The sequence below is a fragment of the Roseburia sp. OF03-24 genome, assembly GCF_003463035.1.
Lineage (GTDB): Bacteria > Bacillota > Clostridia > Lachnospirales > Lachnospiraceae > Roseburia > Roseburia rectibacter.
The window spans coordinates 1-26,952 of the sequence record NZ_QSCK01000024.1 but is presented as its reverse complement, the minus strand read 5'-3'; the positions used below and the strand labels follow the sequence as shown (position 1 = coordinate 26,952).

The 26,952-nt window shown below is 41.5% G+C and carries 22 protein-coding genes; 6 read left to right on the top strand and 16 right to left on the bottom strand.

Annotated features, from left to right (window positions below; all coding sequences use genetic code 11):
* Both DXA60_RS12735 and sigK read right to left on the bottom strand, forming a co-directional pair.
* Positions 1–1,524: a YifB family Mg chelatase-like AAA ATPase gene (locus tag DXA60_RS12735; protein WP_117921755.1), complete on the bottom strand. Its 1,524-nt coding sequence runs from the start codon at positions 1,522–1,524 to the stop codon at positions 1–3.
* Positions 1,525–1,739: 215 nt separating this feature from the next.
* A complete protein-coding gene (sigK, locus tag DXA60_RS12730) occupies positions 1,740–2,363 on the bottom strand; it encodes an RNA polymerase sporulation sigma factor SigK (RefSeq protein WP_117921753.1) in 624 nt (207 codons plus the stop codon).
* A gap of 100 nt (positions 2,364–2,463) precedes the next feature.
* Here sigK and DXA60_RS12725 point away from each other — a divergent pair, with 100 nt between their 5' ends.
* The gene (locus DXA60_RS12725; protein ID WP_117921831.1) at positions 2,464–3,357 is read left to right on the top strand and encodes an RluA family pseudouridine synthase; all 894 of its coding nucleotides are present in this window, start codon (positions 2,464–2,466) and stop codon (positions 3,355–3,357) included.
* On the opposite strand, the gene DXA60_RS12720 is transcribed toward DXA60_RS12725, so the two are convergent.
* Entirely contained in the window at positions 3,305–3,943 is a 639-nt protein-coding gene (locus DXA60_RS12720; RefSeq protein ID WP_117921752.1) for a DUF5662 family protein, read from the bottom strand. The genes DXA60_RS12725 and DXA60_RS12720 overlap by 53 nt on opposite strands.
* Before the next feature lie 24 nt (positions 3,944–3,967).
* Complete coding sequence (locus DXA60_RS12715; RefSeq protein ID WP_117921750.1) at positions 3,968–5,842, bottom strand: glycogen operon protein GlgX; 1,875 nt, start codon at positions 5,840–5,842, stop codon at positions 3,968–3,970.
* Positions 5,843–6,004: 162 nt separating this feature from the next.
* Between DXA60_RS12715 and DXA60_RS12710 the strand changes: the two genes are divergently transcribed.
* Positions 6,005–6,316 carry a DUF1292 domain-containing protein gene (locus DXA60_RS12710; protein WP_117921748.1) on the top strand — a complete coding sequence of 104 codons (312 nt, stop codon included), beginning with the start codon at positions 6,005–6,007 and terminating at the stop codon, positions 6,314–6,316.
* On the opposite strand, the gene DXA60_RS12705 is transcribed toward DXA60_RS12710, so the two are convergent.
* The 4 genes from DXA60_RS12705 to DXA60_RS12690 all read right to left on the bottom strand — a co-directional run bounded on the left by DXA60_RS12705 (position 6,313) and on the right by DXA60_RS12690 (position 12,953).
* On the bottom strand, positions 6,313–8,154 hold the full coding sequence (locus tag DXA60_RS12705) for an ATP-dependent helicase (RefSeq protein ID WP_117921746.1): 1,842 nt from the start codon (positions 8,152–8,154) through the stop codon (positions 6,313–6,315). The two genes, DXA60_RS12710 and DXA60_RS12705, sit on opposite strands and share 4 nt — an antisense overlap.
* Before the next feature lie 67 nt (positions 8,155–8,221).
* On the bottom strand, positions 8,222–9,673 hold the full coding sequence (gltX, locus tag DXA60_RS12700; protein ID WP_015520425.1) for a glutamate--tRNA ligase: 1,452 nt from the start codon (positions 9,671–9,673) through the stop codon (positions 8,222–8,224).
* A gap of 206 nt (positions 9,674–9,879) precedes the next feature.
* Positions 9,880–11,613, bottom strand: coding sequence for a methyl-accepting chemotaxis protein (locus DXA60_RS12695; RefSeq protein WP_117921744.1), 1,734 nt, complete (start codon positions 11,611–11,613; stop codon positions 9,880–9,882).
* A 23-nt stretch (positions 11,614–11,636) separates the two neighbouring features.
* Entirely contained in the window at positions 11,637–12,953 is a 1,317-nt protein-coding gene (locus tag DXA60_RS12690) for an extracellular solute-binding protein (protein ID WP_117921742.1), read from the bottom strand.
* A 223-nt stretch (positions 12,954–13,176) separates the two neighbouring features.
* Between DXA60_RS12690 and DXA60_RS19585 the strand changes: the two genes are divergently transcribed.
* Genes DXA60_RS19585 through DXA60_RS12675 form a run of 3 tightly spaced genes read left to right on the top strand, consistent with a single transcriptional unit; the run spans position 13,177 to position 14,321 of the window.
* Positions 13,177–13,449 carry a spore coat associated protein CotJA gene (locus DXA60_RS19585; protein WP_330418424.1) on the top strand — a complete coding sequence of 91 codons (273 nt, stop codon included), beginning with the start codon at positions 13,177–13,179 and terminating at the stop codon, positions 13,447–13,449.
* A complete protein-coding gene (locus tag DXA60_RS12680) occupies positions 13,440–13,712 on the top strand; it encodes a spore coat protein CotJB (protein WP_117921738.1) in 273 nt (90 codons plus the stop codon). Before DXA60_RS19585 ends, DXA60_RS12680 begins: the two co-directional genes overlap by 10 nt.
* Positions 13,713–14,321, top strand: coding sequence for a manganese catalase family protein (locus DXA60_RS12675; RefSeq protein ID WP_117921736.1), 609 nt, complete (start codon positions 13,713–13,715; stop codon positions 14,319–14,321). It begins immediately after the preceding gene.
* A 67-nt stretch (positions 14,322–14,388) separates the two neighbouring features.
* On the opposite strand, the gene DXA60_RS12670 is transcribed toward DXA60_RS12675, so the two are convergent.
* From DXA60_RS12670 to DXA60_RS12655, 4 genes are read right to left on the bottom strand one after another with little or no spacing between them, the layout of a single operon-like run.
* Positions 14,389–15,555, bottom strand: a complete 1,167-nt coding sequence (locus DXA60_RS12670) for a hypothetical protein (RefSeq protein ID WP_117921734.1) — start codon at positions 15,553–15,555, stop codon at positions 14,389–14,391.
* Positions 15,556–16,389 (bottom strand): hypothetical protein, encoded by an 834-nt coding sequence (locus DXA60_RS12665; protein ID WP_243006878.1) that lies wholly within the window; start codon positions 16,387–16,389, stop codon positions 15,556–15,558.
* Complete coding sequence (locus DXA60_RS12660; protein ID WP_117921732.1) at positions 16,390–17,628, bottom strand: DUF5716 family protein; 1,239 nt, start codon at positions 17,626–17,628, stop codon at positions 16,390–16,392.
* Positions 17,629–17,652: 24 nt separating this feature from the next.
* Positions 17,653–21,186 (bottom strand): DUF5717 family protein, encoded by a 3,534-nt coding sequence (locus DXA60_RS12655; protein ID WP_243006877.1) that lies wholly within the window; start codon positions 21,184–21,186, stop codon positions 17,653–17,655.
* 88 nt (positions 21,187–21,274) lie between these two features.
* On the opposite strand from DXA60_RS12655, the gene DXA60_RS12650 reads away from it, so the two are divergent.
* Entirely contained in the window at positions 21,275–22,363 is a 1,089-nt protein-coding gene (locus tag DXA60_RS12650) for a pyridoxal phosphate-dependent aminotransferase (RefSeq protein ID WP_117921730.1), read from the top strand.
* Positions 22,364–22,665: 302 nt separating this feature from the next.
* Here DXA60_RS12650 and groL read toward each other — a convergent pair whose 3' ends face one another.
* From groL to DXA60_RS12630, 4 genes are all read right to left on the bottom strand, one after another.
* On the bottom strand, positions 22,666–24,288 hold the full coding sequence (gene groL / locus DXA60_RS12645; protein WP_117921728.1) for a chaperonin GroEL: 1,623 nt from the start codon (positions 24,286–24,288) through the stop codon (positions 22,666–22,668).
* A gap of 62 nt (positions 24,289–24,350) precedes the next feature.
* Positions 24,351–24,635, bottom strand: coding sequence for a co-chaperone GroES (gene groES / locus DXA60_RS12640; protein WP_006857823.1), 285 nt, complete (start codon positions 24,633–24,635; stop codon positions 24,351–24,353).
* Positions 24,636–24,862: 227 nt separating this feature from the next.
* Positions 24,863–26,008, bottom strand: a complete 1,146-nt coding sequence (locus DXA60_RS12635; protein WP_117921727.1) for a DUF2974 domain-containing protein — start codon at positions 26,006–26,008, stop codon at positions 24,863–24,865.
* A gap of 21 nt (positions 26,009–26,029) precedes the next feature.
* Positions 26,030–26,812 (bottom strand): Cof-type HAD-IIB family hydrolase, encoded by a 783-nt coding sequence (locus DXA60_RS12630; RefSeq protein ID WP_117921725.1) that lies wholly within the window; start codon positions 26,810–26,812, stop codon positions 26,030–26,032.
* Between the last annotated feature and the right edge of the window lie 140 nt (positions 26,813–26,952).

Genomic DNA, 26,952 nt, shown 5'->3' with positions numbered 1-26,952 from the left:
CTATACCTCCCAGAACTTCTTATCAATATTTCTATAACAGATCGCTTCATTTAAATGCCGCATTTTTATCTGTTCACTTTCTTCCATATCTGCCAGTGTGCGTGCCACACGCAGTATTTTATGATAAGTCCGTGCTGTCAGATTTAATTTGTTATACATCCGTTCCATGTAAGTTTCCTGTTTTTTATCAAGTTTACAATACTCAAAAATCTTAGAAGACGGAATATGACTGTTAAAGCAGAACTCTTCTCCACAGTAACGCATTTTCTGTATCTCTTGTGTCCGTATAACGCGTTTTCTGATTTCTTCTGACCGTTCACTTTTTCCGGTATTGTAAAGATCCTTAAATCCGATCGGCGGCACTTCCACACATATATCAATCCGGTCTAAAAGCGGTCTGCTTATCTTCCTCAGATACCGGTTAATCGCTGCCGATGTGCAGGTACATCTCTGCATATCCGGGTAATACCCGCATTTACAGGGATTCATCGCAGCCACAAGCATAAAATCAGCCGGATATTCATAGCTCGCATTCAGTCTTGCGATACATATTTTTTTATCCTCCATCGGCTGTCTTAATATTTCCAGAGTATCATTTTGAAATTCTGTCAGTTCATCTAAAAACAAGATTCCCTTATGTGCCAGCGAAATTTCCCCCGGTTTCGGCAATGCACCTCCACCTGCAAGTCCCTGCGGTGTGATCGTATGATGTGGTGCACGGAACGGTCTTTTCTGCATCAATCCTCTTTTATGTTCTAAAAGTCCGCAAACACTGTATATTTTAGAAAGCTCCATCCGTTCTTCTGCATTTAAGGGCGGCAGGATTTCAGGAATCCGTTCTGCAATCATTGTTTTTCCTGCACCCGGAGACCCCATCAAAAGCAGATTATGCATTCCTGAAACAGCCGTTTCACAGGCACGTTTCACTAATATCTGTCCATATACATCTGCAAAATCCAATGCCTTTTCTGCCTGTATTTCTTCTATATTATATGGCTCATTATAATATTCCCCTTTTCCATTTAAAACCGTAACAGCTTCCGCAAGATCTTTTACGGCAAACACCTGCATGTCCGCTACCAGCGCTGCCTCACTTGCATTTTCCCATGGAACCATACATTTCCTCATACCTCGTTCTTTTGCCTCCGCGACCATTGGCAGAACTCCATTTACTGGCTGTACTTTTCCATTCAGCCCGACCTCTCCTGTTACAAAGTATTCTCCGACCAGTTCCTGTCTGACATAGCCAAATGCGGTAAGGACCGCAACTGCAACCGGAAGATCAAATCCAGATCCGGATTTCCGGATGTTAGCAGGTGTAAAGTTGATCGTAATATGTTTTGGAGTCAATGCATAGCCACAGTTTTTCAGTGCCGTGCGCACTCTCTCTTTTGCTTCCTGTACCTCTGAAGCAAGAAATCCTACCATTTCAAATACAGGCATGCCATCGCTCACATCTGCTTCCACAGAAATCGGCACACTTTGGATTCCGTGTATGATCGCTGTTGATACAATACTATACAACGTATTCCTCCTTTTTATTCATTTTTCTGATTCATCTGATTCTTACAGCAGAAATGCTGCAGTTGATTTTTACTGACATATGCACACGACAACCTGTGCATAGAAACACTGAGCAATTCCATACCCAGCTTCTAAGACCTGATATAAATCCGAACATAAGGCGGCGACATCCGCCGTCGCCTAAGTATAACACATTCATAGTAAGAAATACAACCTTATTCGCAAAAACTTTTTTTCAATTTATCCAATGCTTTTTTTTCAATACGTGACACGTATGAACGTGAGATTCCAACTGCAGAAGCAATTTCTCTCTGCGTCATCTCCTTATTCCCAAAAAGTCCATAACGATGTACAATAATAAACAATTCTCTTTCCTGTAACACTTTAGGAACCAGCCCAAGCAGCTTTTCAATCTGCCTTGTATGTTCTAACAGTTCCACAACATCCGGTTCTTCACTCTCCACAATATCAAGCAGATGGATCTGATTTCCCTCTTTATCCATACCGATAGGTTCATATAACGATACTTCACGCGACACTTTCTTCTTTGCCCGAAAATACATCAGAAGTTCATTATCGATACATCTGGCTGCATAGGTTGCCAGCCTGCTCCCATAATCTTCTTTATACGTTGCAATTGCCTTCATCAGTCCTATCGTTCCAATCGAGATCAGATCCTCCATATCTTCTTCCGAGTTCTGATATTTTTTTGCCACATGCGCAACCAGACGCATATTGTGAAGTGTCAGTTCGTTTTTTGCTTCAAGGCTACCTTTTTTTAATTTTTTCAGGCATTCGTTTTCCTGCTCTGGCGTAAGTGGAGATAAGAATGTTTTCAAAACGCACCTTAAAAGCTTTATTGATACATTCTATGTTTTTGCCAGGTTGTGCGTGCTTTTCCCCATTTATTTTTTCAAAGTTTTATTATATAATGACCATATGATTCGAAAATTTAATTACCGGATAGAGCCGGAATATGATTCTTTCAGCATTCGTGAGTATCTCTCTCTAAAAGGATATCCAAATGCTGTTTTCGTACAACTGAAAAAGACACCCGAAAGCGTCCTGTTAAACGGGGAATGGGCTTACATGCGCACACGTATATCTGGCGGCGACGAACTTTTTATCCACCTGGAAGAAAATACATCCTCCGCACATATTCTGCCAGTTTCCCTGCCGCTTTCCATCTGTTATGAAGACGAGGACATCCTTGCTGTGGATAAACCGGCATATATGCCCATCCACCCGTCCCTCAACCACTACGACCATACACTTGCGAATGCTGTATGTGGCTATTATAACGACCAGAATATCCCTTATACATTCCGCTGTGTCAATCGTCTCGACCGTGACACAACCGGGCTGACCCTCATTGCAAAGCACATGTTAAGTTCTGCTATATTAAGTACCGCAGCAGCCAGACGCGAGATATCAAGGGAATATATCGCCATTGTCTCCGGAAAAACACCTGAATCTGGAACGATCGATGCTCCGATCGGACGCGTGGATGGATCGACGATCGAACGCCAGATCGACTATAAAAACGGAGAACGTGCCGTCACACATTATGAACGCCTTGCTTATCACGATGGTTTATCTCTGCTGTCGCTGCATTTAGAGACCGGTCGTACACACCAGATCCGCGTTCACTTAAAATCGATCGGTCATCCACTGATCGGGGATTTTCTTTATAATCCAACAGATAAAACAATAAAGCGGCAGGCTCTTCACTCCTACCGCTTAACATTTTCACATCCTATCACAGGCAGGCTGCTCGTTCTCACTGCTCCTCTTCCAGACGATATGCACTGCCTTTTTCCAGATTTTTTCTGAAATTAATGAGGTATTCTTTCTCATAAGGAACCTTTCCTTTTAATACCTCATATTTCAGAAAATGATTTACTTCATCTTCCCCTTTTACTGCCAGCATAACCAGTAAAAGTTCTAACATCGCTTTCGTGTCCTCATTTAAAATATAATGCTGTCTGCCTTTTAAATAGTACTGAAGCGGGCTGTCCGGTCTGAATTTATCCCGCTGATAATTCTTTGATGCTGAAACACGATCCACATACATCTCCGCCACATACTGAATTGGCATCTTCATACCACAGATCCCACGATGCGGTTTCTGACCATCTCTCCCATCACCAACACCATAATCCATCCAGTATTCCATATGGTGCTTATTTCTTCCCTTATGGTGAAGCCATGCCGAAGAATATCCTTTATCTTCACGTTCTGCATTATTAGGGCTCATCGTTCCCTGATAATATTTACATCCTACTAAAAATTCTGTCGGCGTATACTTTGACATGTCATGCAATAATCCCTGTTTATAAAGTCCGATTTTAAAACAGCCTGCCCGGACTAAATTTTTGTGATGCAGGATCGTACATAAATGTTTCCATGCCTTTATCATATTCTTTTACCCTCTTTACTACTTTTATATTCCAATTACAATGTTGATTGACTGCCCTTCGATTGCCAAAAGATGCTGATCTTCGAGGAGTCTCTTTTCCGGCAGAAATGAATTTTCCACTGCCGTAGTCATCAGAAGATACCATTTTTTATTTTGCGGAAGTTTTGGCAGTGCAAGATGCGACAGACCACTGTGAAAATTATAACCAATATAGATATAATCATCCGGTGTCTGATCTGACTTCTTCTCATATTCGCCGCAATAGAGCATCCCCGCAGCCTGTCTGTCAGCCGGTATTGAAGAAATCCATGCATTCTCCCCATGATAGGAAAGATCCGGGAATCCTTTCCGCCCATAATCGCTTAGCTCCATCGGATGATCCGAAGCAATGATCGGATGTTCCCTGCGGAAACCTGCAAGTTTTTTCACAAATTCATACAGCCAGCTTTCTTTTGTTTGTTTTTTCCAATTCAGCCAGCCTGTCTTATTGTCCTGACAATACGCATTGTTATTGCCCTGCTGTGAATTTAAAAATTCGTCTCCTCCCAGAACCAGTGGAACTCCCTGTGCCAAAAACTCCATGGTCAATGCATTTCTGACCTGTTTTTTCCGCAAATTATCTATATATCTTTTTCTCGTATTTCCCTCTGCGCCGCAATTACTGCTGTAATTGAAGCAATTTCCATCGCAGTTATCCTCACCATTTTCCAAATTATGCTTTTCGCAGTAGGAAAACAGATCCCACAAGGTAAATCCGTTATTATTTGTAATGTAATTGACAAAACCTTCCACACTGTTCTGCTTTCTCTGCTGACAGAAAAGCTCGTTAAGACTGCCTTCCATATGATTCAGCATTTTCCTTGCCGGATACAGATATTCATCACTATATACATATAAATGATGATATTTCTTTGCATTTTCCAACAGGATCGGATCAAAGTGCGTATAAAATAACTTCGTTCTGCTAAGCAGAAGATCCTGCGCTGCTGCTGTAACCGGCAGTGCATCCCCCTGCAGATGAAATCCATCTACATGATATTCCCGTACCCAGAACCGCAGTGCATCCAGAATCACATTCTGATTCATCCCAGGTGCGAAATAAAATTCCATCACACATTCCATTCCATTCTGATGTAATGTGCGCACCATCTCCCGAAACTCAGACGCAGCATCTATACTGCTGCTGTAAGAAGCCTTTGGAGCAAAATAGTTGCCCGGAACATATCCCCAATAATTAATTTTTTTCTCCGGCTGTACTATTTCCGGTTTGATCAGATCATCGCTCTGGCTGTCCCATTTAAGATAATCCGGCAGCGTCATTTTCTTTGGTATTATCTGCTCTTCAAACTCATAAGCAGGCATTAGCTCTATTGTCGTAACACCCAGTGCCTTCAGATACGGGATTTTGTCTGCGACTGCACGAAATGTCCCCCTCTCTTTTCTCGGACAGGATGCATCATCCATGGAGAAGCCACGCACATGCAGTTTATACATAACCATCTGCTGTCGTTTAATCTCCGGCTGTCTGTCATTTCCCCAGTCAAACGGCTGCGGATATGCACCGCCACAGATAAAATAATCATTCTCACTGCGGGTTTTATCGTTCCATTTTTCTCTGCCTATAATACGGGTCGCATAGGTATCCGTAATGATTTTTCCATTTATCTCGTAATTGTATCTTAAATTTTTCCATAACTTGCCGGCTACAGCTACAGAACGTACTGATCCGCGGCAATATTCTTCCGGTACAGGAATTCTGCAGACATGCTCTGCTTTTTTCCCATAAAAAAGAATGCTGCAGTTTTCTTCTTTTTCCCCTTCAAATGTGAAAATAACTGCATCATTCTTTTTCTGTACTCCTAATTTTTCGTAATCGCCTTCTCTGATCGTGTAATCCATGCTGTCTGCCACCTTTTCTATCGTACCCCGGTATTTTTTCTATAATAAAATAGTATACCTTTTTTTTTACATTTTGTATAGAAAAATATGTTCATTCACACCCGATTATGTTATGATGTCTTTGTCTTTATTAGGACCATTACAAAAAAGAGAGGTATCGGCATGAGTGATTTCAACCAGAACAATGACGATGAAGATATCGTTGTAACCCTTGATCTTGACGACGGAAGTCAGGTAGAATGTGAGATTCTTACCATTTTTACTGTTGGCGAACGTGATTACATTGCACTTCTCCCACTCGATGAAAATGGCGAGGAGAACGAGGAAGGCGAAGTATTTATTTATCGTTATTCTGAGGACAGTGAAGGCAATCCTTCCCTTGATAATATCGAGGATGATGATGAATACGAAGCTGTATCCGACCGTTTTGACGAACTTTTAGACGAGGCAGCCTTCGAGGAGATGGATGATTAATCCTTCTTCTTTTCCGTTGGCTGCGCTTCTTTGATAAAACGGGAAATTTCTGCATCTTTATGGTTCAGCTGTTTGACTGAAAAAAGATGCAGATTTTTTTTTGCTCTCGTCATTCCTACATAAAACATCCTTCGCTCTTCTTCCACTTCCGGTTCCAGCACTGCTTTTTTGTATGGCATGACACCCTCATTGACGTCAATGATATAGACATTTTCATATTCCAGACCTTTTGCACTATGTAATGTTGCTAACGCAACACTGTTCGGGTTCTGATTCTGCACGCGGTAAAATTCCTGCAGCTCTTTTGTGTAATTTTCAATGTGGTCAAACCACGCATCATAAGTCTTATATTCCCTCGCTGCATCCAGGAGCTCATCCAAAACATCAAACAGATCATCCGCTTTGATACGTCTGTAATCCGCATATTCTGTACAAAACTCATCATATCCGATTGCCTTCCGGATGTAATTGATCGCCGCATACGGACTTAATCTCTCTAACATACGGATATCGCCCTCTAATTTTTCGATGCGCTTTGCCACCCACGGCTGTTCCTCATAGTACCATTCCCATACATCAAATGCCACCGTCTCCTCGTCTAATGATTCCCTGCTGATATAGCGTTTGGGCCGGTTCATGATCTGCAGGAAATCCCTTCTTTCCCTGCTTCCCATCGCAATTCTTATATATGCAAAGATATCTTTTGCAATCCAGTGTTCATATAAATTTGGTACAGTGTCTCTTGTCCGGAATGGTATATTATATTCCATCAACTGCTCCATCAGAAGTCTCGGCTGCGTATTGGTACGGAAAAGTACTGCAAATTCCTCATATTTTGCCCCTCTTTCCACTGCCTCCTGAATATCCCAGATAATACGCGCATTTTCTTTGCGCTGGCTTTCAAACTGCTGCCACTCGATCGGAATGTCTCCCTGGTCAGCAGCTTCGATTTTTTTCGTAAAGCGTTCTTTATTGTGACTGATAAGACAGCCGGCACTTGCCACAATATTTTTTGTCGAACGGTAATTCACATCCAAAAGAACAGTCTCCGCTTCCGGATAATCATCTTTAAAATGCAGCATGATTTCCGGTTTTGCGCCGCGGAAACGATAGATTGACTGGTCATCGTCTCCCACGATAAACAGATTTTTACGCTCTCCTGCCAGCATTTTTATAATATCATACTGAATCCGGTTGATATCCTGGAACTCATCAATCAAAATATAGCGGTATTTATTCTGCCACGCCGCAAGGATATCGGGGCGCTGCTCAAAAAGTTCTTTCGTGTATACCAGCATATCATCAAAATCGATCAGTCTGTTTTTATACAAAAACTCATGATATTCACGGTACACCTTCCGGAACACAGTTTCCGCACAGTTTTTCGAATAATAATTTGCGATCTGTATTCCTGAATTTTTGACCAGACTGATCTCCCCCAGCAAGGAAGTGATAAATTCCGTCTCATCCTCATAGGTCAGATGTTCCTTCGCTATGATCTCTCTCATACACTGATAGCGTTGTTCCTCTCTCGCAATATTATCCGCACTGTAATTATATGCATGCTTTAAGATTGCAAAATAAACCGCATGGAATGTACCAAATGTTACCGGACATGATCTGTTCATCTTCCGCTGAAACCTGCGTTTCATCTCTGTTGCCGCAGCTTTTGTAAATGTGATAACAAGAATCTGCGCCGGATCTATCCCACACTCTTCGATCAGATATTTCGTGCGTTCCGTAATTACAAGGGTTTTTCCGGAACCTGGTCCGGCGAGAACGAGCATGGGTCCATTTTTATGATGGATTGCCCGTGTCTGTGATGCATTAAAGCTCATAGATTACCTCAATTCATAGATTTGAAACGGCAGGGAAATTTAAAATCTCCCTGCCTGTCAAAAAATCTTACTGTTCTAACAATTCAATACCCTTTTTGATGCGCGCGATGGATTCTTCTTTTCCAAGCACTTCCATCAGTTCTGTTGCACCACCCGGCGTCATCTGCTTACCGGAAACAGCGGTACGGATCGGCCACATTACATAGCCATTCTTCACGCCAGTCTCTTCCACATATTTCAATAATGTTGCATACAATGCGTCATTGCTGTAATCTTCCTGTGCTTCTAACAGTGGAAGTACATCCTTTAATACCTTTAAAGATGTTTCTGCGTTTGTTTTCATCTTCTTGTGCGTGTACATTGCCACATCATATTCCGGAAGCGCCTCAAAGAAATCAATATGCTCTTTGATATCCGGGAATACCTCGATTCTGGTCTTTACCATTGCTGCAATTTTCTTTAAATCAAGATCCTTTGTAATCACCTCGCGGATATATGGCTCTGCTTTTTCATAGAAGCTGTCAAAATCCATAGCTTTGATGTATTCACCATTCATCCATTTTAATTTTGTATAATCAAAAACCGCCGGTGATTTGCTGATTCTGTGGTAATCAAATTCTTTGATCAGCTCATCTAAGGTAAAAATTTCTCTGTTATCTTCCGGACTCCAGCCAAGCAGTGAGATATAGTTTACAACTGCTTCACTTAAAAATCCCTGCTCTAACAAATCTTCAAAAGAAGAATGTCCGCTTCTCTTAGAAAGTTTCTTGTGGTTTTCATCCGTGATCAGCGGCAGATGGATGTAAACCGGTGATTCCCAGCCAAATGCATCATACAGACGCTGATATTTTGGCGAAGAGGAAAGATACTCATTTCCACGTACCACATGTGTGATGTTCATGGTATGATCGTCAACCACGTTTGCAAAATTATAGGTTGGATATCCGTCAGATTTGATCAGGATCATATCGTCAAGCTCAGCATTATCTACCGTAATATCTCCGTACAGTTCATCATGAAATGTTGTTGTTCCTTCATTTGGAATATTCTGACGGATTACAAATGGTTTGCCAGCAGCAAGATTTGCTTCTACTTCTTCTTTGCTCAGATGCAGGCAGTGTTTATCATACATCATGATCTCTTTACCATCCACCTCTGTTTTTAAAGACTCTAAACGCTCCTTATCACAGAAGCAGTAATATGCCTCGCCTTTTTCGACCAGTTCTTTTGCATATTTCATATAGATACCGGTCTTCATACGCTCACTCTGTACGTATGGACCATAACCGCCATCTTTATCTGGTCCCTCATCATGTACTAAGCCTGTCTCCTCTAAGGTATGATATATAATATCAACTGCACCTTCTACAAAGCGCTCCTGATCCGTATCCTCGATACGAAGCATAAAGTCGCCGCCTGCATGTTTTGCGATCAAAAATTCATATAATGCAGAACGCAGATTTCCCACATGCATTCTTCCTGTCGGACTTGGTGCAAATCTTGTTCTTACTTTGCTCATTTTTTATTTTCCTCCTGTATTCTCATTTTCCATCTTTATGATCCGGAAAAGATTTTCAAATTTCAAATGCCGTACACGTCATTATATAACAATTTTTCCCTGCTGACAAGTTCACAAATCGAAATATAACGGTAAAAAGCAGAGACAGGATCGTTCTCCTGTCTCTGCATACTTAAAACATTTTCCCTTCAGGTGCAATGCCAGCATTATAGTTTTGTAAATATCGCCGTTTCTTTCTTTAAATCGGTTGCAATTTCAAAGTTCTCATCCATACGGCTTGAGATATTCTCCATATCTGTAACAAGTACCTGTGTACTGTCTGCCGCATTGCTGACACCTTTTGCCCCCTCCTCGATGGCATGTGCAATCGTATTGATCGATTTCTGTATCTCAATCATTGTGTTCTTTAATGAATCCGTCTTTGATTCGAATTCATTCATGGCATTCTCTATGTAGGTTGCCTTGTTTTTATACTCACTTCCGGCCGTTACAAATTCTTCAAACTCTGGAAGAATCGACTCGTTCATATATTGTACCAGTCCATTTGCATTGTCTGCTAAATTATGCACTGCCTGAGTTACAACACTGTTGATCTGCTGGATACGGTTTGCAGCTTCCTGACTGGCAGCTGCAAGCTGACTGATCTCTGTTGCAACAACAGCAAAACCGCGTCCTGCATCCCCTGCTCTGGCTGCTTCAATAGATGCATTTAATGCAAGCAGGTTTGTCTGGCTTGCAATATTCAAAATATCATCCGTCAGGCTATTTACCTGATTTACACTGTTACTGTCCTCAATCGCCCTGTTTAACACCTCAAGAATCTCATTGACTTTCGTGCCGGTAGATTCCATATTAGAACGCGCAGCAGATTCCATGGAATCCGCATGACCTTTCATTTCCTTCGTATAATTATTAATCTCAGTTGTACGCTCCGCAATCTGATTTACCTCTCCCGCAACAGATTCCGTATTGGAATTGATCAAAGAAGCATTATCTGACATCTCCTGCATGGTAGCTGAAAGTTCCTCCGTTAATGCAGACAGATCAGACACACTGCTGTTTGATGTCATAACACTTTCACGGACTTCATTGACTACCGTTTCCATACGTTTTGAATTATGAATGATCGTCTTAAAAATATCCTGTAATTTTCCCATGAAAAGGTTAATGCCACTGCCGACTGCTGCCACTTCCTGGTTCGACATGATTGTCACACGTTTAGTCAGGTCACCTTCCCGTTTATCAATACCGTCAATGATTCCGGTAATCTCTTTCTGTGTTTTAGAAAGAGGTACAATTACCATCTTTAATACGGAAAATACTGCAACCAGCAGAGATGCTATACTTACCGCAATGGTAATAAAACTAACAGTCAGTGAATAATTATATACAGCCGTCAACTGCGTTTTTGCTGTGTCCGCATTGTTATTTACTATTTCCTGAATTGCCGTGATATTCTGATCAATCTTGTCTGCATACTCTGAAATCGCGCCGTTTGCCAAGGCATAGGCAGCCTCTTTATTTCCATTTGCACTATATGCCATAAGATTTGCGATCTCATATTTTAACCCATCATAATTTGACAATATCGCTTCATAATTTTCACGATCCGAATCATCTATAAACTGTTCAAAATCTGACAGATATCCATCAAGCACCGTTTGTTCTGAGCGGATGACATCTACAAGAGAAATCATGGAATCAAGATCTGTTGCAACAATATGTGATAATCCAAGACGGTGAATTTTTTCCGTTTCTTTCTGAATCGACCCTAAATCTGCGATACAGACCATATAGCCATTTGCGATCTGTGTTGCATTTGCATTGACTTTACGGATATTCCTTACTGCCAGAATACTCGAAATAATGGACACAATTCCAAGAACAAACACTGGAATCAGTATGATCATTTTTGTGCTGAAACGTCCCTGTTTTTTCATAATGTGATTTGTCCTCCTGTTACTTATTTAGCCGTGGATGCCGTGATACCATCAACAAGTATATCCATAATTTCCTGAAGATCCTGTCCGGATGGATTGCCTGCTGCCATCGTATCACCAAATGCAGAACATGCATCCCAGTAACTGTTTCCAACACGCTGCAGTTTACCAAACTCAGACTGTGCAATAACAGCCTGGATTGCCGGTACCTGTTTTACAGCATCCGACGCTGCCGCATTGGTATTAGACGGTCCCTGATTTCTCTCTTCAAAACGAATGGTCTGGTTTTCCTCGTTTGTAAGCCAGTCTGCTAATTTTGCAGCCCATTCCGGATATTTTGAATACGTATTCACACCCATCATTTTATATCCGGTAAAGGATGACATCTGTATCTGCTGTCCTGCTACTGTATAGGTCGGAAGCTTTACTGCACCATAGTCGTCTCCCCAAGCCTCTTTAATGGAAACAGCATTCCATACACCACTGATTCCGGCACCGATTGTACCATTCTGTACTCCGGTAACAAAATCGCCATCCGGCTGACTGATAAATGCCGGGTTGGTTGTAATATTTAAAATAGACTGTGCTACATCAATTCCCTTAATCGCTCCATCCGTTGAATTCCAGTTACAATAGTTTGTCACACCATCATCATTGATACCAAACTCTAAACCTGTGTTTCCAAAAAACGAATACAGATACCATCCAGAATTTAACTCCATGGAAAACGATTTACCGGCAGCATCCAGCGCTGCTAATATTCCATCCATCGTCTGAACATCTGTATCAGAAAGAACATTTTTATCATAATAAAGGAAATATCCATTATCTGCCGTCATCGGATAAGCATACAATGTATCATTAATAGATGCAGCTGAAACTGCCTCCTCTAAATTTGCATTTTTTACCTCATCTGCATTTGGCACCGGATATAACGCACCTGCTGCAACCATTGCAGAAAGCTGGTCATCCGCAAACGAGAAAACATCTGCACCATTATGAATATCTCCTAATAAGACATCCTTTGTATCAGAATCTGCATTCTGCTCCAATGTTATCTCAAGCTTTGCCTCCCCGGCATATTTCTGTTTAAAACTGTCTATCATCTGGTTTAACATATCAAAATTATCTTCCTCTGACCAGACTTTCAGCTGTACCACTCCGTTATCCGCTTCCGTATCTCCAAAAGCAATTTCTGTAGATGCTTCTGCCCCCGGTACTACTGACTCCACAGCGCCATCACTGTTTGTACTTTTCTGATCTGCCGTATTTCCACAGCCTCCGAACGCCATACACAAGATTGTCGTAAACAGCATTCCTGCAACGATTCTTTTTTTCATTCTAATTCCCCTTTCTCGTATTATGCCGTCTTATCACTACATCACTTATCTATTTTACAGGCTTTTTACATATTTATCAATCACGTTTTTGCTTTTTTCGATATAAAAGCAGGCTTTTTTGACTATATTCAGTTATTTTTTTACATCATGTTCATACGTGCACAAAAATCTTCTTTTCTACATATCTTACTATAAAATTAACGATAAAAGGAATAGAACAATTATGAGACCTTATCATATGTCCGGGAATGCAGGTCGTTCCTGCGGACGTTCACCTGTTTCTTCTGCACCAAATGCAGAATCTATGCCTTGCATGGAATGTATCTCCCCTTCAGGGAATCCCAGTTGCGATTCAGATCATGTACTCGCCATGGCCTATGTTCCCTGGCAGCAATTTTCTTCTGTTTACGAACCGGATCGTGCACTTAGTGCAGGAACAATCTTTCCAGAACTGGATAAACCATTTTTAGCTGCAAAAGGAGGTAGATGCCGATGATGATCAGTCAGATGAATCAATCACAGCTTCTTCACTGGATCGACATGGTCAGCTTTGCAGTCGTGGAAATCACAGAATATCTTGACACTCATCCAGATGATGAAAATGCTTTAAAATATTTCAATCATTATGCTGATCTGCGGCGCACAGCGCTGCGCGCATACGCACAAAATTACACACCGCTTACCATCGACACTGCAAATCCGGATAATTACTGGTGCTGGGCATCAGATCCCTGGCCTTGGGAAGGAGGTGACTGTTAAATGTGGAACTATGAAAAGCGTTTACAGTTCCCAGTCAACATTACAAGACCCAATGCCAAAATCGCACAGATCATCATCAGTCAGTATGGAGGACCAGATGGAGAGGCTGCTGCATCATTCCGTTACCTTTCGCAGAGATATAGCATGCCCTATAATAAGGTAGCAGGGCTGCTGACAGATATTGGAACGGAAGAATTAGCCCACCTTGAAATGATTGCTGCTATCGTCCGGCAGCTTACCAGAGGTTTAAGTGCGGAAGAACTTGAATCCGCTGGTTTTGCTCCTTACTATGTTGACCACACTGCCGGAATCTGGCCGCAGGCGGCAGGTGGTATCCCGTTTAATGCATGTGAATTTCAAAGCAAAGGGGATGCGATCACTGATCTGTTTGAAGATATGGCTGCAGAACAGAAAGCCCGTACTACCTACGATAACATTTTACGTCTCGTAAAAGACCCGGAAGTCTGTGAACCGATCCGTTTTCTGCGCCAGCGGGAAATTGTCCACTTCCAGCGTTTTGGTGAGGGTCTACGTCTTGTTTTGGAAGAACTCGACAGCAAAAACTTTTATATGTGCAATCCGGAATTTGATCCGGGATGTGGAAAATAACAGAGCAAACTGACAAAAAACTGCGTGCAGCACGTCTTATACAGACATGTTGCACGCAGTTCTAAACCTACATTGTCTCCATCAACCGGTCAATCGCATTGATGATCTCATCAATCTGAGGTTTCATATTTCCGGCTTTTACAGAAAGTTTTAACGCTTCCTCCCTTTGGTTTTTCATTTCTGTGACATTATACTCAATCCTGTCTCTTAATTTCTGTCTGCGCAGAATCAGTCCGTGCTTAACTTCTACCATTTCCTTTGGATCGATCAGCGCAGCTGCCTGTGTGATCCACACCTGTGCATCATATAGCTGATACTGGTTTAAGGCACGTACCAGTCTGCTGTTAAAATATTCAAGATCTTCATTTGTGCGCTGATATTTTTCACGTTCGCGCACTGCATCCATATAATACTGCCACAGCTGATTCAATTCCGAAGCTCTTCTTACATGATATTTCTCACAGGCATAATCAATCGCATTTGTGATATTGACATACTTAAACTTCACCTTATTAAGTAACAGAATTGCCTTGTTTGCACTTCGTTCCGCTAATTTTATTTCAGAATCATTGTGCAGCATCTTCAGATAATCTGCACAAACTGCCACTGCCATAACAAAAATCAGTATCATCCATGCATAATATGTATCAACCTTAAATCCAAACTGTAACGTGATAAGTGTTACTGCCACTGCTGCCACGACCGCAAGAATGATATATAATAAATTTTTTAAACTTTTCTGCTGATGCATCAGATATTCACGGTGTAACAGCCACCTTGATTTTTCTCTTTCAAGGTATTTCATATCTTTTTTTATAGTATCCTGATAAAGTTCATTCGAGCTGAGACGCTTGATTGCTTCCGGCATGGCTTTCTCTTCCTGCTCAAGCTGCGCAAACTGCGCATCAGTCAGTTTTTTTTCTGAATTCAGGAACGAATTTCTCGCGCTGTTTAACTGCACAACATTCTGTGCCACATCTGCAATTTTTTTCTTTTCAGGCTCCGGAAGATCCTCTAATTTCTGAATGTCGTTAAGATAAGATGTGACTGTGCGATACTCTGACTTTTCCTCCTCGATTTCCTGTGTGATATCGATCATCTGTTCTAATCGCTCTACAACATATTGTTCCACCTGTTTCGGATTTTTTATGTTGTTTTCCGTCAGCACAGTCTGGTTTAAATCATCCATTTTTTCTTCAAAACTACGTTTCTTCCATCTGTTAAAAAATTTCATTTATACCATACAATCCTTCCTGTACTGTTTTTTCCATTCCTCAAGCTGCATCTCCCATACCTTTTCATCCCCGGCATCCCACTCATCAAGCATTGTTTCAAACTGACATATCGCATCACTTCTGCTGCATCTGCTCAATTCATCTGCAATTTCTTTTGCTTTCTCAGATGTTATTTTAAAATATTCCACCATGCGTCCAAACGCCCGCTCATCATGATTGCAACGGCATGCCATCAGACACTCCCGCAAAGATTCTTCATCGTCGTTTTTTTCGTACGCCCTTGCATAGCAGTCAGCTGCCTGTTCAAATAAAAACAGCCTTGCATATGCTGTGCCAAGATTATGCCACACGGCACCAACCATCTGGGGCTTTTCATTCTCTTCCGACTGCAAGAGCTTTCTGTACTCCGTAATACTGTTTATGTATTTTTGATTTTCAAGATAACGGTCAGCTTTGATTTTTCCGCATTCAAATGCCGATTTATGCTCCATATCCTGAAGTGTATTTCTGATCTGCTTTTGTTCCTCTGGTGTGCAATAACCACACGCAGACATCAGGCAGCCGGTAAATTCTGATAAAACCCCCCCTCCATCCTTAATATGTCTAAGGTTCTCTGCCACCTCCGGCAGCCCCAGCTCATGTTCCACCCAGTCACACAATTCGTCGTCCATGAAATCCGCATCCAAAAGACAGGTATTATTTTTGATATAATAACACAGTTCATCCAACGAATAAACATTTAACGATACATTTTCAATATAATAAGGCATCGCCGCCAACTGCTGGTTACATAAGATCAAATCGCCCATTCGTCTTTCCTGCCTCTCTTTCATCTATTTCACTGCTCCCAGTGACATCATATATTCCCACGTTTTGTCCGAGCTCTTAAAGATTTCTCCAAACCCCAGATCTTTGATCTTAATCTTTACTTCCATATCAGAAACCGGCTGTGCTTTGATACGGAGACGCGTTGTACGCGGAGGCCGCTTTGGCAGATCCGCAAGTGTAAGTTTTTCAATCTGCGCCTCCTTACTGTTTGGCAGCTGCAGCCAGAAATCGATCTCATTTGATCCATCCAGCAATACCTCACATTCTCCAACTGTCTCATACCAGTTATCCCCTGCATTGATTAGTGTCAAAAGCTCCGTTTTCCCCTGTCTTTGCACTTTTAGGCTGACGTTTACTTTCATCTCGTTATCGCCCATATAGACAAACTGCCAGCTGTTTTCTGTTTTCATACACTTTCTTGCCGCTGCATAACACGCTCCCTTGGAATATAGATTTTTCCCCATAAAGACCCGACGGCCTTTACATAAGAAAGAAAGAGACTCTTTCATCCATTCACCATCAAAACCATCTCCAGTCAGATATACCGCTGAAACAATATGTCCCGATACGGCTTCTGTTACAACTTTCAAAAAGCTGGCATCCTTGCCTGCTCTGTCTATATTGCGCTGTTCCTCACTGATCGTGACAAGCTGTGGCATAGTCCTTTGATCACGTTCAAGTCTTCTGCACCATACTTCGTCTCCACGGTTATCAAACAGATACACATCATGCAGCCATAATTCTTTTTGCTGACTGAAGGCAAAATAATAAAAGCTCTCTCTCCTGTCAATGAGTGTCAGTCTTCCATCGTGTATTCCAATCCGCTCTGCCACACGGATAAAGAGTTCAGTCACCTCCCTTGACAACTGCTCAAGCGTGATAACCAAAAAATCAGGTGTCACGGGATTCCCCAGTTTTCCTGCCAGATATATCAGTTTTTTTATGTAAAGCGCCAGCAGTTCTTCTGCTTTATAAGTTTCTCCCTCCACGAAAAATTCCTGTCCCGAAAGGGCTGCATGAAGCAGTCCGGACACTGCTTCCTCCCCCTGCAAAAGTGCGAGACGCTTCGCCTCTTCACCAACAAACCACTGACCAATTCCATGTTTTTTTGCCAGCATCAAAGGAATCTGGTACACCTCACTGCCTGCTACCGTACTGACCGTCTCCGGTTCTCTCATATTCAATTGGAAGTAACTTATCACAGCATTGTCATTATCAAGATCAATGCCCAGATAATACGGCATTTTTTCCACTTTTCTCCCTCTTACTTATAAAATATGAAATACCTCTTTTGTTACCATCTGCATTCCATAGTATTGTTTCATTTCTCTCTTTTGCGCATCGCGTTCTCCCATCGCATGATGCATCAGCATATCATTTAACATCTCATATCGTCCATGACTTTCTTCATCCGGTACATTTCTGCAATTTAAACATGCACTTTCCGTTATCTTCTCCTCTGTCTTTTCCTGCTCTGTCATATAATAAAGTACAGATTCGCCAAAAAACAAAATAAATTCTTTGACAAAAATACCATCATAAACCTCATTTAGCAGCGATTGCTCATAATGCTCCCCATCCAGACTAAAATGAATCATAATCTTTCGTCCCGGATCTGTATGATATTCTACAAATGCTTTATCATACAAATGATATTTCAAACGCAATTTTTTCTCAAACTCCAGAAAAAAATCAAAGTAACGGTTCTGTGATGTGTACTCTTCCAACAACTCATCAGACGCCCGGTACATTACATCTGATAAGTGTTCTTTCTCCGAAAAATATTTCAGCAGCCCCAGTTTACATGCATCGTTCAGCGGATTACCTTCCTGATAGCGTACAAAAATCTGTTCAAACACATACTCAGGTACCACCATATCCCGCACCAGCCATGCATCTGCAAAATAAGATAAATATGCCATGCAGATCAGTTCCCGTCCCCCGCCTTTTACATAACTTTCATAGATATCTTCCACATCCGCAATATAGTCAGTCGAATAAAGCATCTGACTTAAAATACGCTCCTCAAGATCAAACGTATCTATATCAAACTCGCCGGCTGCTTTCCAGATTTCCGCCATGGTCTTTGTTGCGCCATTATAATATTTGCAGAGATAAATAAGAATTACATCATTATAGATGCCCCTGTAAAATACGTACTCTGCAAATCCAAGCAGAAAATCATCTTCCTCAAAACCTGCTGTATGGATCGCATAACTGCATAAAGAGACACATGCTGCCGTATCCATATGCTCATATCCACATTCTTCTGCCATTCGATACGCTGTTTCATACAAATGTTCTTCTGTCAGATACTGCATCAGCATACGACGCGAAGCTGTTGATAAGAGTTTATGATCCAGACCAGTCAGGCATCCTGCCTCATACTTTCTTTTCCGATAAAATGATATAACCTGTTCTGCAACATCTCTTTTATAGCGGTCACTTACCAACGGTGATTTCAAAACAGCCCACACACCCGGAAAATCCGGGTCATCAACTTCTTCTCCGCCCTTCTGCTGCATGGAATAAAGAATATAAGGCAATTCTTCCTGTGCAAACTCCATACACTTCTTTACACAGCCGTCAATGTCCATCAACGGCTCTTCGTAATAACCAATATCCCCGCAAAAACGATTGCCATAAATATCTTCCATGATCAGGCAGTAATCCTTTGTATGTACGGTAAAATATGCTGCTCCGTTCCGGATCACGGCTTCCTTATTATCTGCATTGTTGCATGCGTATTCATAAACTTCTATCTTTGCGGCACGTGAATCTGTGCAGATCACCTTATGTGTAAAAAGAATTTCAGATGCCCAATGTGCAATATCCGCATTTATGATACCCTGTGCAAACATCTCATCATAAATCACAGCCAGATTATCATCTACATGACCTGCCTCAAGCTGCTCCATCGCAAAGCGTTCTATGATCGGCAGATACTTCTGATATACATCAGGCTGTATTTTTTTTGCCGCAATAATATTGACAAATAAAACCGCCTTCTGCTGCCAGGACAATCCACTGTCATACTGAAAATACATCTGAATCATCTTCGGTACACGCTCAAGTTTTCTTCCATCCAGTGATAAAAGATATGCTTCATACAGGCTTGTAATACGAATCTCTCGTTCTATTCCAAGCTCATACCAGTGATGATATTTTGCACCAAAGCACTGGCTGCGGATCAGATATCCCAACACCGTCGTCAACATTTCATCATCTGGTTTTACCTCATAACATGCTTCTAAAATACGGTATAGAAACGGATGATACTCCTTTTTCCCTGCGACAAGACCCGTTACCTGTATTGCAATATCCCTTGTCATAACACCCCATTTTGCAGTCCAGTATAATATGCGTGTTTCAAATGTTCCAAGTTTTGTCAGTAAATAAGGGTCCTGCCAGATCAGATAATATGCCTCCAGATAAAAATACGGACTGTTATCATAACGCATCCAGTCCCGGACTGCTTCTAACCTTTCTGCCGGTTTCTGATAATACTCTTCTTTTAAAAATAACAGCACCCAGAACAGCATTGAATCATCCGGATGCATTTTAAAAATCTGCTCCACCTCTATCGTCAGACGATCTACGTAAGACGGCTCCCGTTCCATCAGTGTGCACAGATAAAGATAATATCCCCATTCCGGGCTTGTATGATCCTCACATGTCCGTTTAAAATCATCTAAAATCCAGGATGCCTCCTGTCTCTGGCGATTGATGATCAGTGCCTGTGCTTTCATCAGTCCATATATTTTTTCATCCTTACACAAAGTAGATAAATGGTCTAAAATAACTCCCGACTGGTTCGCCCATACGCCTGTCACGATCCGCTTCAGGCGGTATTCCAGATAAAGCTGCATTAATTTTGCTCTGGATTTCTGGATATCTAAAAAAACAGGTTCATTTTCTGTAGCATTTTCCGGCTTTGATGTGGCACATACATGATAAATTAACGTTTCCTGTCCCGGCACTTCCAGACATATCTTTCCAAAATTCTTTCCGGCATGCATTTTTTCTGCCACAATGTAATATTCTACATCGCAGACGCTCCCCACGAACATCTCATCGGTAACCCTTGGCTTCTTCAAGGCTAAAAAACCTGCATCTGAACTGACTCTGATTTCAAGATAACCGTGCTGGCTTCTGTTTATCTGAAAAGTTTCCAGTCTGTTTTCATGTACCTGATAAAATACAGCATTGCTCTCTTTTAGTAAAACCTCTGTACGCTTCTTTTTATGAATACCGATCAAAAACTCTTCTACCTTTTGACCGGAGGGAGTTCCTTTTGACAATCCCTCATACAAAAGCATTTCTCTTTTTTCACCAGGATGAAATATATTTTTAAATTTTCCAGAATAAAACAGATGAAATGCCTCTTCAAAATCATTTTCTGACAGTCTGGCAAAATCGGATAAATTTTTTATTTTCCCGACAGAAGATTCCGCATACAATTTAGAAACAGACACAACAAAAGAAAGGTTATATTCACCCTGTTCTACTACAATACAGAACTCTCCTTTTTGAATATCACCTTCAACCAGACCATAACTATGAAATTGGTAACGAATCCTTATTTCTTCCCCTTCAAACTGTGGTGTCAGACATTCCATCCTCGGATTGGAAGAATATACGATTCCACGCATCGGCACATGATTTGTGCTTGTGATCACAAAATCCCCCGAAACATCATTTCCTTCCATTGCAGTAATGTCAATTTTATCCACAGAAATTGAAAGAGATGGCTTTAAGTGTTCGAATTTTCCCCTTGCCAGTTGTTGTATCCGTCTTCGCAAATCGACACCCGCTTTTTCTCTTTTAATTGCTTGCTTTTTCAATGACAATCATTATAATAGATTATAAACCAATTTGGAGGAGTTCGCAATGATAAAACACAAAGACCATTTTCACGGAAGTGATTTAGAAAAAATAGAGCAGATCTACGGCATCAGAAAAGAAGAGATCGTCAGTTTTTCTGCAAATGTTAACCCGCTTGGCGTATCACCGCTTCTTCGTACCGCTCTTTCCGAGCAGATCGATGTGATCACGACATATCCTGACAGGGAATATACATCTCTTCGTAAATGCATCGCAGAATACTGCGGTACAGAATATGAAAACGTCATCGTAGGTAACGGTTCCACAGAACTGATCTCTCTTTTTATACAGATTGAGCACCCGAAAAAGGCAATGGTCATCGGTCCTACTTATTCCGAATACGAACGTGAGATCTCTCTTGGCGGAGGTACGACACTCTATTATCCGCTTCGCGAAAAGGATAATTTCCGTTTAGATGTTGATGATTTTATCTCTCATCTGAACGAAAGCATTGATCTGATCGTTATATGTAACCCGAACAACCCTACATCATCCTGCATTACAAGAACAGAAATGCGTCACATCTTAGATGCATGCAAGGAACATGACATTTATGTCATGGTGGATGAAACTTATGTGGAATTTGCCGATAATATGGCTGATATCTCCGCTGTGCCACTGACAAACTATTATAACAATATTGTCATTTTACGTGGCACCTCAAAATTTTTCGCGGCACCGGGACTCCGCCTCGGCTATGCGATCACAGGCAACCGTGATCTGATCAAATCTATCAATACCAGAAAAAATCCATGGACGATCAATTCCCTGGCTGTCGTTGCCGGAGAGACGATGTTCCGTGACACTGCATACATCAAAGCTACCAAAGACCTGATCTCTTCAGAGCGTGCAAGAATTTATCAGACATTCCAGAAAAGCCCTGATTTTAAAGTATATGAACCAAGCGGCAATTTCATGCTGGTACGCATTTTAAAAGATGACCTTACTTCCCAGGATCTATTTGACCGTGCGATCCGTGAAAAAATGATGATCCGTGACTGCTCCACATTCCCATTTCTGGATAACAAGTACATCCGGCTCTGTATCATGAATCCAGAGGATAATGACAGACTGCTTGCCTGCCTGCTCCGGTAAATATCCGGTCAGACAAATCTGTTCACCGGCATTTGTTTTTGTAATTCATCAAAATATAAAATCTTATTTTCAGCACAATTTTCAACGCATTTTCCTAGAACAAAGAGTCGCTTGCGACTCTTTCGCGCTCGAGCGGTGCTGTTTACAGCTAACTTCTTCTCCGCGAGATGCGTAATTTCCTATGAATTTAAAAAACACAGCAGATCTTTACAATCTGCTGTGTTTTTCACATTCTTATTTATTACAACAGATTGTATCACAAAGCCATACAATCTATTGTTTTTTCTCTTAGAGACCTGTTATTACATCATTCCCATGCCAGGGTTGCCTGCCGGAACTGCCGGAGCATCTTCTTTGATATTAGCAACAACAGACTCTGTTGTAAGCAGTGTAGATGCAACAGAAGTTGCGTTCTGTAATGCTGTTCTTGTAACTTTAACCGGGTCAAGAATACCGTTCTCAACCATATCTACATACTCTTCGGTTGCTGCATTGAATCCGATACCGTCTTTAGACTCTTTTACCTTATTGATGATAACAGCGCCCTCAAGTCCTGCATTTGCAGAGATATAGTATAATGGAGCTTCCAGAGCTTTTAAGATAACTTTTGCACCAGTCTTCTCATCACCCTCTAAGGTGTCAGCTAACTCAGCAACAGCTTTGGTTGCATGGATATATGCAGAACCGCCACCTGCGATGATACCTTCTTCGACTGCTGCTCTTGTTGCGTTTAAAGCATCTTCCATACGAAGTTTTGCTTCTTTCATCTCTGTCTCAGTTGCTGCACCGACACGGATAACTGCAACGCCACCTGCTAATTTTGCAAGTCTCTCCTGTAATTTTTCTTTATCAAACTCAGATGTTGTCTCCTCGATCTGTCCACGGATCTGGTTTACTCTGCTTGCGATCGCATCTTTGTCACCAGCACCGTCAACGATCACTGTGTTCTCTTTCTGGACTTTTACAGATTTTGCACGGCCTAACTGATCCATAGTTGTGTCTTTTAATTCCAGACCAAGATCAGAGCTGATCACCTGACCACCTGTTAAGATTGCGATATCTTCAAGCATTGCTTTTCTTCTGTCACCATAGCCAGGTGCTTTGACAGCTACTACATTGAATGTACCACGCAGTTTGTTGACGATCAAAGTGGTAAGTGCCTCACCCTCGATATCCTCAGCGATGATAAGTAATCTTGCACCGCTCTGTACGATCTGCTCTAACAGAGGAAGGATCTCCTGAATGTTGCTGATCTTCTTATCTGTGATCAGGATATATGGATCGTCTAATACTGCTTCCATTTTATCCATATCTGTGCACATGTAAGCAGATACATAACCACGGTCAAACTGCATACCTTCTACTAAATCAAGCTCTGTCTGCATTGTCTTAGATTCCTCGATCGTGATAACACCATCGTTGGAAACTTTTTCCATTGCATCAGCAACCATGTTACCAACATTCTCATCTCCTGCAGAGATTGCAGCTACTTTTGCGATCTGGTCTTTGCCATTTACTTTTGAGGACATTGCAAGAATTGCTTCTACTGCTTTGTCTGTTGCTTTCTTCATACCACGGCGGAGGATGATCGGGTTAGCACCTGCCTCAAGGTTCTTCATACCTTCCTGTACCATTGCCTGTGCTAAAACAGTTGCTGTTGTGGTACCATCACCTGCAACATCGTTTGTCTTTGTTGCAACTTCTTTTACAAGCTGTGCACCCATGTTCTCGAATGCATCTTCTAACTCGATCTCTTTTGCGATCGTAACACCATCATTTGTGATCAGCGGAGCACCATAGGATTTGTCAAGTACTACGTTTCTTCCTTTCGGTCCTAATGTTACTCTTACGGTATTTGCCAGTTTATCTACACCTGCACCTAATGCTGCTCTTGCTTCTGTGCCATATTTAATTTCCTTTGCCATATCTGTCTACCTCTTTCTGAAATTTATTAATGATAAAAATCTGTTTTACATTGAACAATTATTTATTCTACGACTGCAAGAATATCATTTTGTTTTACGATAATGTATTCTTCTCCGTCTAATTTTACTTCTGTTCCTGCGTATTTTGAATAAATTACCTTCTGTCCGGCTTTTACCTGCATGGTAACTTCTTTTCCATCAACCATTCCACCAGGACCTACGGCAATAACCTCTGCCTCCTGTGGTTTTTCCTGTGCACTGCTTGTAAGGATGATACCTGATTTTGTGGTTTCCTCTGCCTCACACTGTTTTAATACGACTCTGTCGCTTAATGGAACTAATTTCATGTTGCTTACCTCCTGCTTATGATCATCTGTTTTATTTCTTTTGAGTAGTTATTAGCACTCATTTCTTTTGAGTGCTAACTTATGGTTCATATAATAGATTTTTATATTTGAATCTGCAACCAAATATATTTCTATTTATAATTATTTATTCCAATATTTTCTTATTTTTTCTCTCTTTTTCTCGTTTTTTTATAAGTTCACTCATTTTCTGTGATTTTATACTTTTTTTATTTTTTCAGCGGAGACTGTTTTACCGTGCGTTTTACGGTCTGTTTTACTGTCTCCTTCATTGCTTTATTTCCTTCCATCCAAAGCAGTTTTAAGGCTCTTGAAAACAGTTTCTGCCGCTCCGGTGAAAGTTTACTGGTTTCTTTCATCAGTTCCTGTATTTTCTTCCATTTACTGTGGTAAAAATCATCTACCGTACGGATCCCGACTTTTTCGATCATATCAAATGCCGTCTCCACGATCTGTGCTCTCTCTTCCCCGTCTAACTGGTAAATCCATGATTTTATCGTTTCATCCAACAACAGGCTCTGCGCCGCAACCTGATCCACATGTTCAAAAAATCTTCCGAGTACCTCCCATGACATGGCATCGTGCTGCTGGATCCCGCTGTTTGAGCTCTTGACAACTTCAAACGACTCCTGATGTTCTAAGAGCATTCCGACAATGGAAGATTCCGGCAGGATCGTGTGCAGCTTCGGCAGCATGCGCTGGTACTCTGTGCTTTCCACCATATCGCTCCGGAATCCCGGACCATCATTGCTGTACACATTTAAAATCTGGTTCTGGATCTGCGGATCACATTTTACGGAGGCATACACGGCAAAATTTCCACCCTTTGAATGGCCGCCGACACGCACCCTCTGCTTTTTGTCTGTCACTGCACGGTTCAAATATTCCACTGCCCGGAGCTGTCCCGGCGTTTCTGACAGATAACCCATATTAAAATCTTCCCGCCAGCCCGTGATCGTGTTGTCTGTTCCGCGAAATGCCACATACAGGCTGTCATCCGGCAGTTCCACACAGACCGCCGAAAACTGAAACTGTTCCTCATCCCGTATCTCATTGACATAGCAGCGTAGTTTTACATCCGAAAAACGTTTTGTTTCCGCCATTTTCTCCATAACAAACGGGGCCGATTTCGTCATGGATACCCGTGCCAAGATTTCGTCTTTATCATTCTTTTCCCAAAATTGTCCGGATGCCTCCTTAAGCGGTACAGCCGGCGCATTTTCCTCTGCTGTAACGATCCCCTCAAAATCAACATATGCAAGCTGCGCTAAAATCAGATTATCAACTTCATTAAATTCATCTGCCTCAAACGATAAATCTCCGCGCCAGTCCATATAATCCATGATATTTGCCATATTTTTCCCCCTGTCTTTTATTCAGATCAGCCCATAATGTTTCAGTCCGTTCCAGATCCCATCTTTATGGATATCTGTGGTAATAAATTCTGCCGCATTCTTTGCCACATCCGTACCATTTCCCATGGCAATCCCATGTGCCACAAATTCAAGCATTTCCACATCATTAGCACTATCCCCGAATGCATAAGTATCTTCTTTTGCGATTCCAAGAAACGCACAGAGACGCTCAATGCCACTTGCCTTGGAATGCCCCGCCTGCCCGATCTCTAATATTCCATCCGGCTCATGGACGATCATATCAAACTCCGTTCCCAGTTCTTTCCTGACAAGTTCTACATCTGCATTTCCAAGTTCCGCACTCAGCTTATTTACCTCATATTGTGCAATTCCGGTAATACTTTTTAGGTTTTCCCCAAGCTCATTTCTCAGATAAATGACATATGGATCATCCTTGAAGTCTTTTTCATCCACATAAATATAATTTGGTCCCTCTAGTACCATTGGTATCTGGTATTTTCTAAGTACTGTAAGAATATGTTTGATTTGTTCGTTGGTCAGTAAAAGTTCAAATAACTTTTCTCCCTCGAATTCAATATGTGTGCCGCATGCTGCCACAATGCCATCAAACCCGAGTGCCAGTAATTTGGGACTTTTGATATTGGATCTGCTTCTTCCACTGCACAGGAAGGCATAATGCCCGTTTTTTCTTAGTTCTTTCAATGCTTCTTTTGTGCTTTCCGGTATATTCATCTTAAAATCCCATAATGTACCGTCTATATCAAAAAATACTGCTTTTTTCATTATATCGTCTATTTTTCCCTTCCGTCGTGATGTTTTTTATTCTAACAGAATTTTCCCATTAAGCAAAGTATTTTAAAATCCATATCACCGTATAATCGAGTAGGAGGGAAATCTGAGTGATTTCCCGACCTCTCACACCA

Bases quoted from the DNA above. Each gene is read 5' to 3' on its own strand.
- DXA60_RS12725 (WP_117921831.1), top strand. From the start codon at position 2,464: ATGATTCGAAAATTTAATTACCGGATAGAGCCGGAATATGATTCTTTC.
- DXA60_RS12720 (WP_117921752.1), bottom strand. From the start codon at position 3,943: ATGATAAAGGCATGGAAACATTTATGTACGATCCTGCATCACAAAAAT.
- DXA60_RS12715 (WP_117921750.1), bottom strand. From the start codon at position 5,842: ATGGATTACACGATCAGAGAAGGCGATTACGAAAAATTAGGAGTACAG.
- DXA60_RS12710 (WP_117921748.1), top strand. From the start codon at position 6,005: ATGAGTGATTTCAACCAGAACAATGACGATGAAGATATCGTTGTAACC.
- DXA60_RS12705 (WP_117921746.1), bottom strand. From the start codon at position 8,154: ATGAGCTTTAATGCATCACAGACACGGGCAATCCATCATAAAAATGGA.
- gltX (WP_015520425.1), bottom strand. From the start codon at position 9,673: ATGAGCAAAGTAAGAACAAGATTTGCACCAAGTCCGACAGGAAGAATG.
- DXA60_RS12695 (WP_117921744.1), bottom strand. From the start codon at position 11,613: ATGAAAAAACAGGGACGTTTCAGCACAAAAATGATCATACTGATTCCA.
- DXA60_RS12690 (WP_117921742.1), bottom strand. From the start codon at position 12,953: ATGAAAAAAAGAATCGTTGCAGGAATGCTGTTTACGACAATCTTGTGT.
- DXA60_RS19585 (WP_330418424.1), top strand. From the start codon at position 13,177: ATGAGACCTTATCATATGTCCGGGAATGCAGGTCGTTCCTGCGGACGT.
- DXA60_RS12680 (WP_117921738.1), top strand. From the start codon at position 13,440: ATGCCGATGATGATCAGTCAGATGAATCAATCACAGCTTCTTCACTGG.
- DXA60_RS12675 (WP_117921736.1), top strand. From the start codon at position 13,713: ATGTGGAACTATGAAAAGCGTTTACAGTTCCCAGTCAACATTACAAGA.
- DXA60_RS12670 (WP_117921734.1), bottom strand. From the start codon at position 15,555: ATGAAATTTTTTAACAGATGGAAGAAACGTAGTTTTGAAGAAAAAATG.
- DXA60_RS12665 (WP_243006878.1), bottom strand. From the start codon at position 16,389: ATGAAAGAGAGGCAGGAAAGACGAATGGGCGATTTGATCTTATGTAAC.
- DXA60_RS12660 (WP_117921732.1), bottom strand. From the start codon at position 17,628: ATGCCGTATTATCTGGGCATTGATCTTGATAATGACAATGCTGTGATA.
- DXA60_RS12650 (WP_117921730.1), top strand. From the start codon at position 21,275: ATGATAAAACACAAAGACCATTTTCACGGAAGTGATTTAGAAAAAATA.
- groL (WP_117921728.1), bottom strand. From the start codon at position 24,288: ATGGCAAAGGAAATTAAATATGGCACAGAAGCAAGAGCAGCATTAGGT.
- groES (WP_006857823.1), bottom strand. From the start codon at position 24,635: ATGAAATTAGTTCCATTAAGCGACAGAGTCGTATTAAAACAGTGTGAG.
- DXA60_RS12635 (WP_117921727.1), bottom strand. From the start codon at position 26,008: ATGGCAAATATCATGGATTATATGGACTGGCGCGGAGATTTATCGTTT.
- DXA60_RS12630 (WP_117921725.1), bottom strand. From the start codon at position 26,812: ATGAAAAAAGCAGTATTTTTTGATATAGACGGTACATTATGGGATTTT.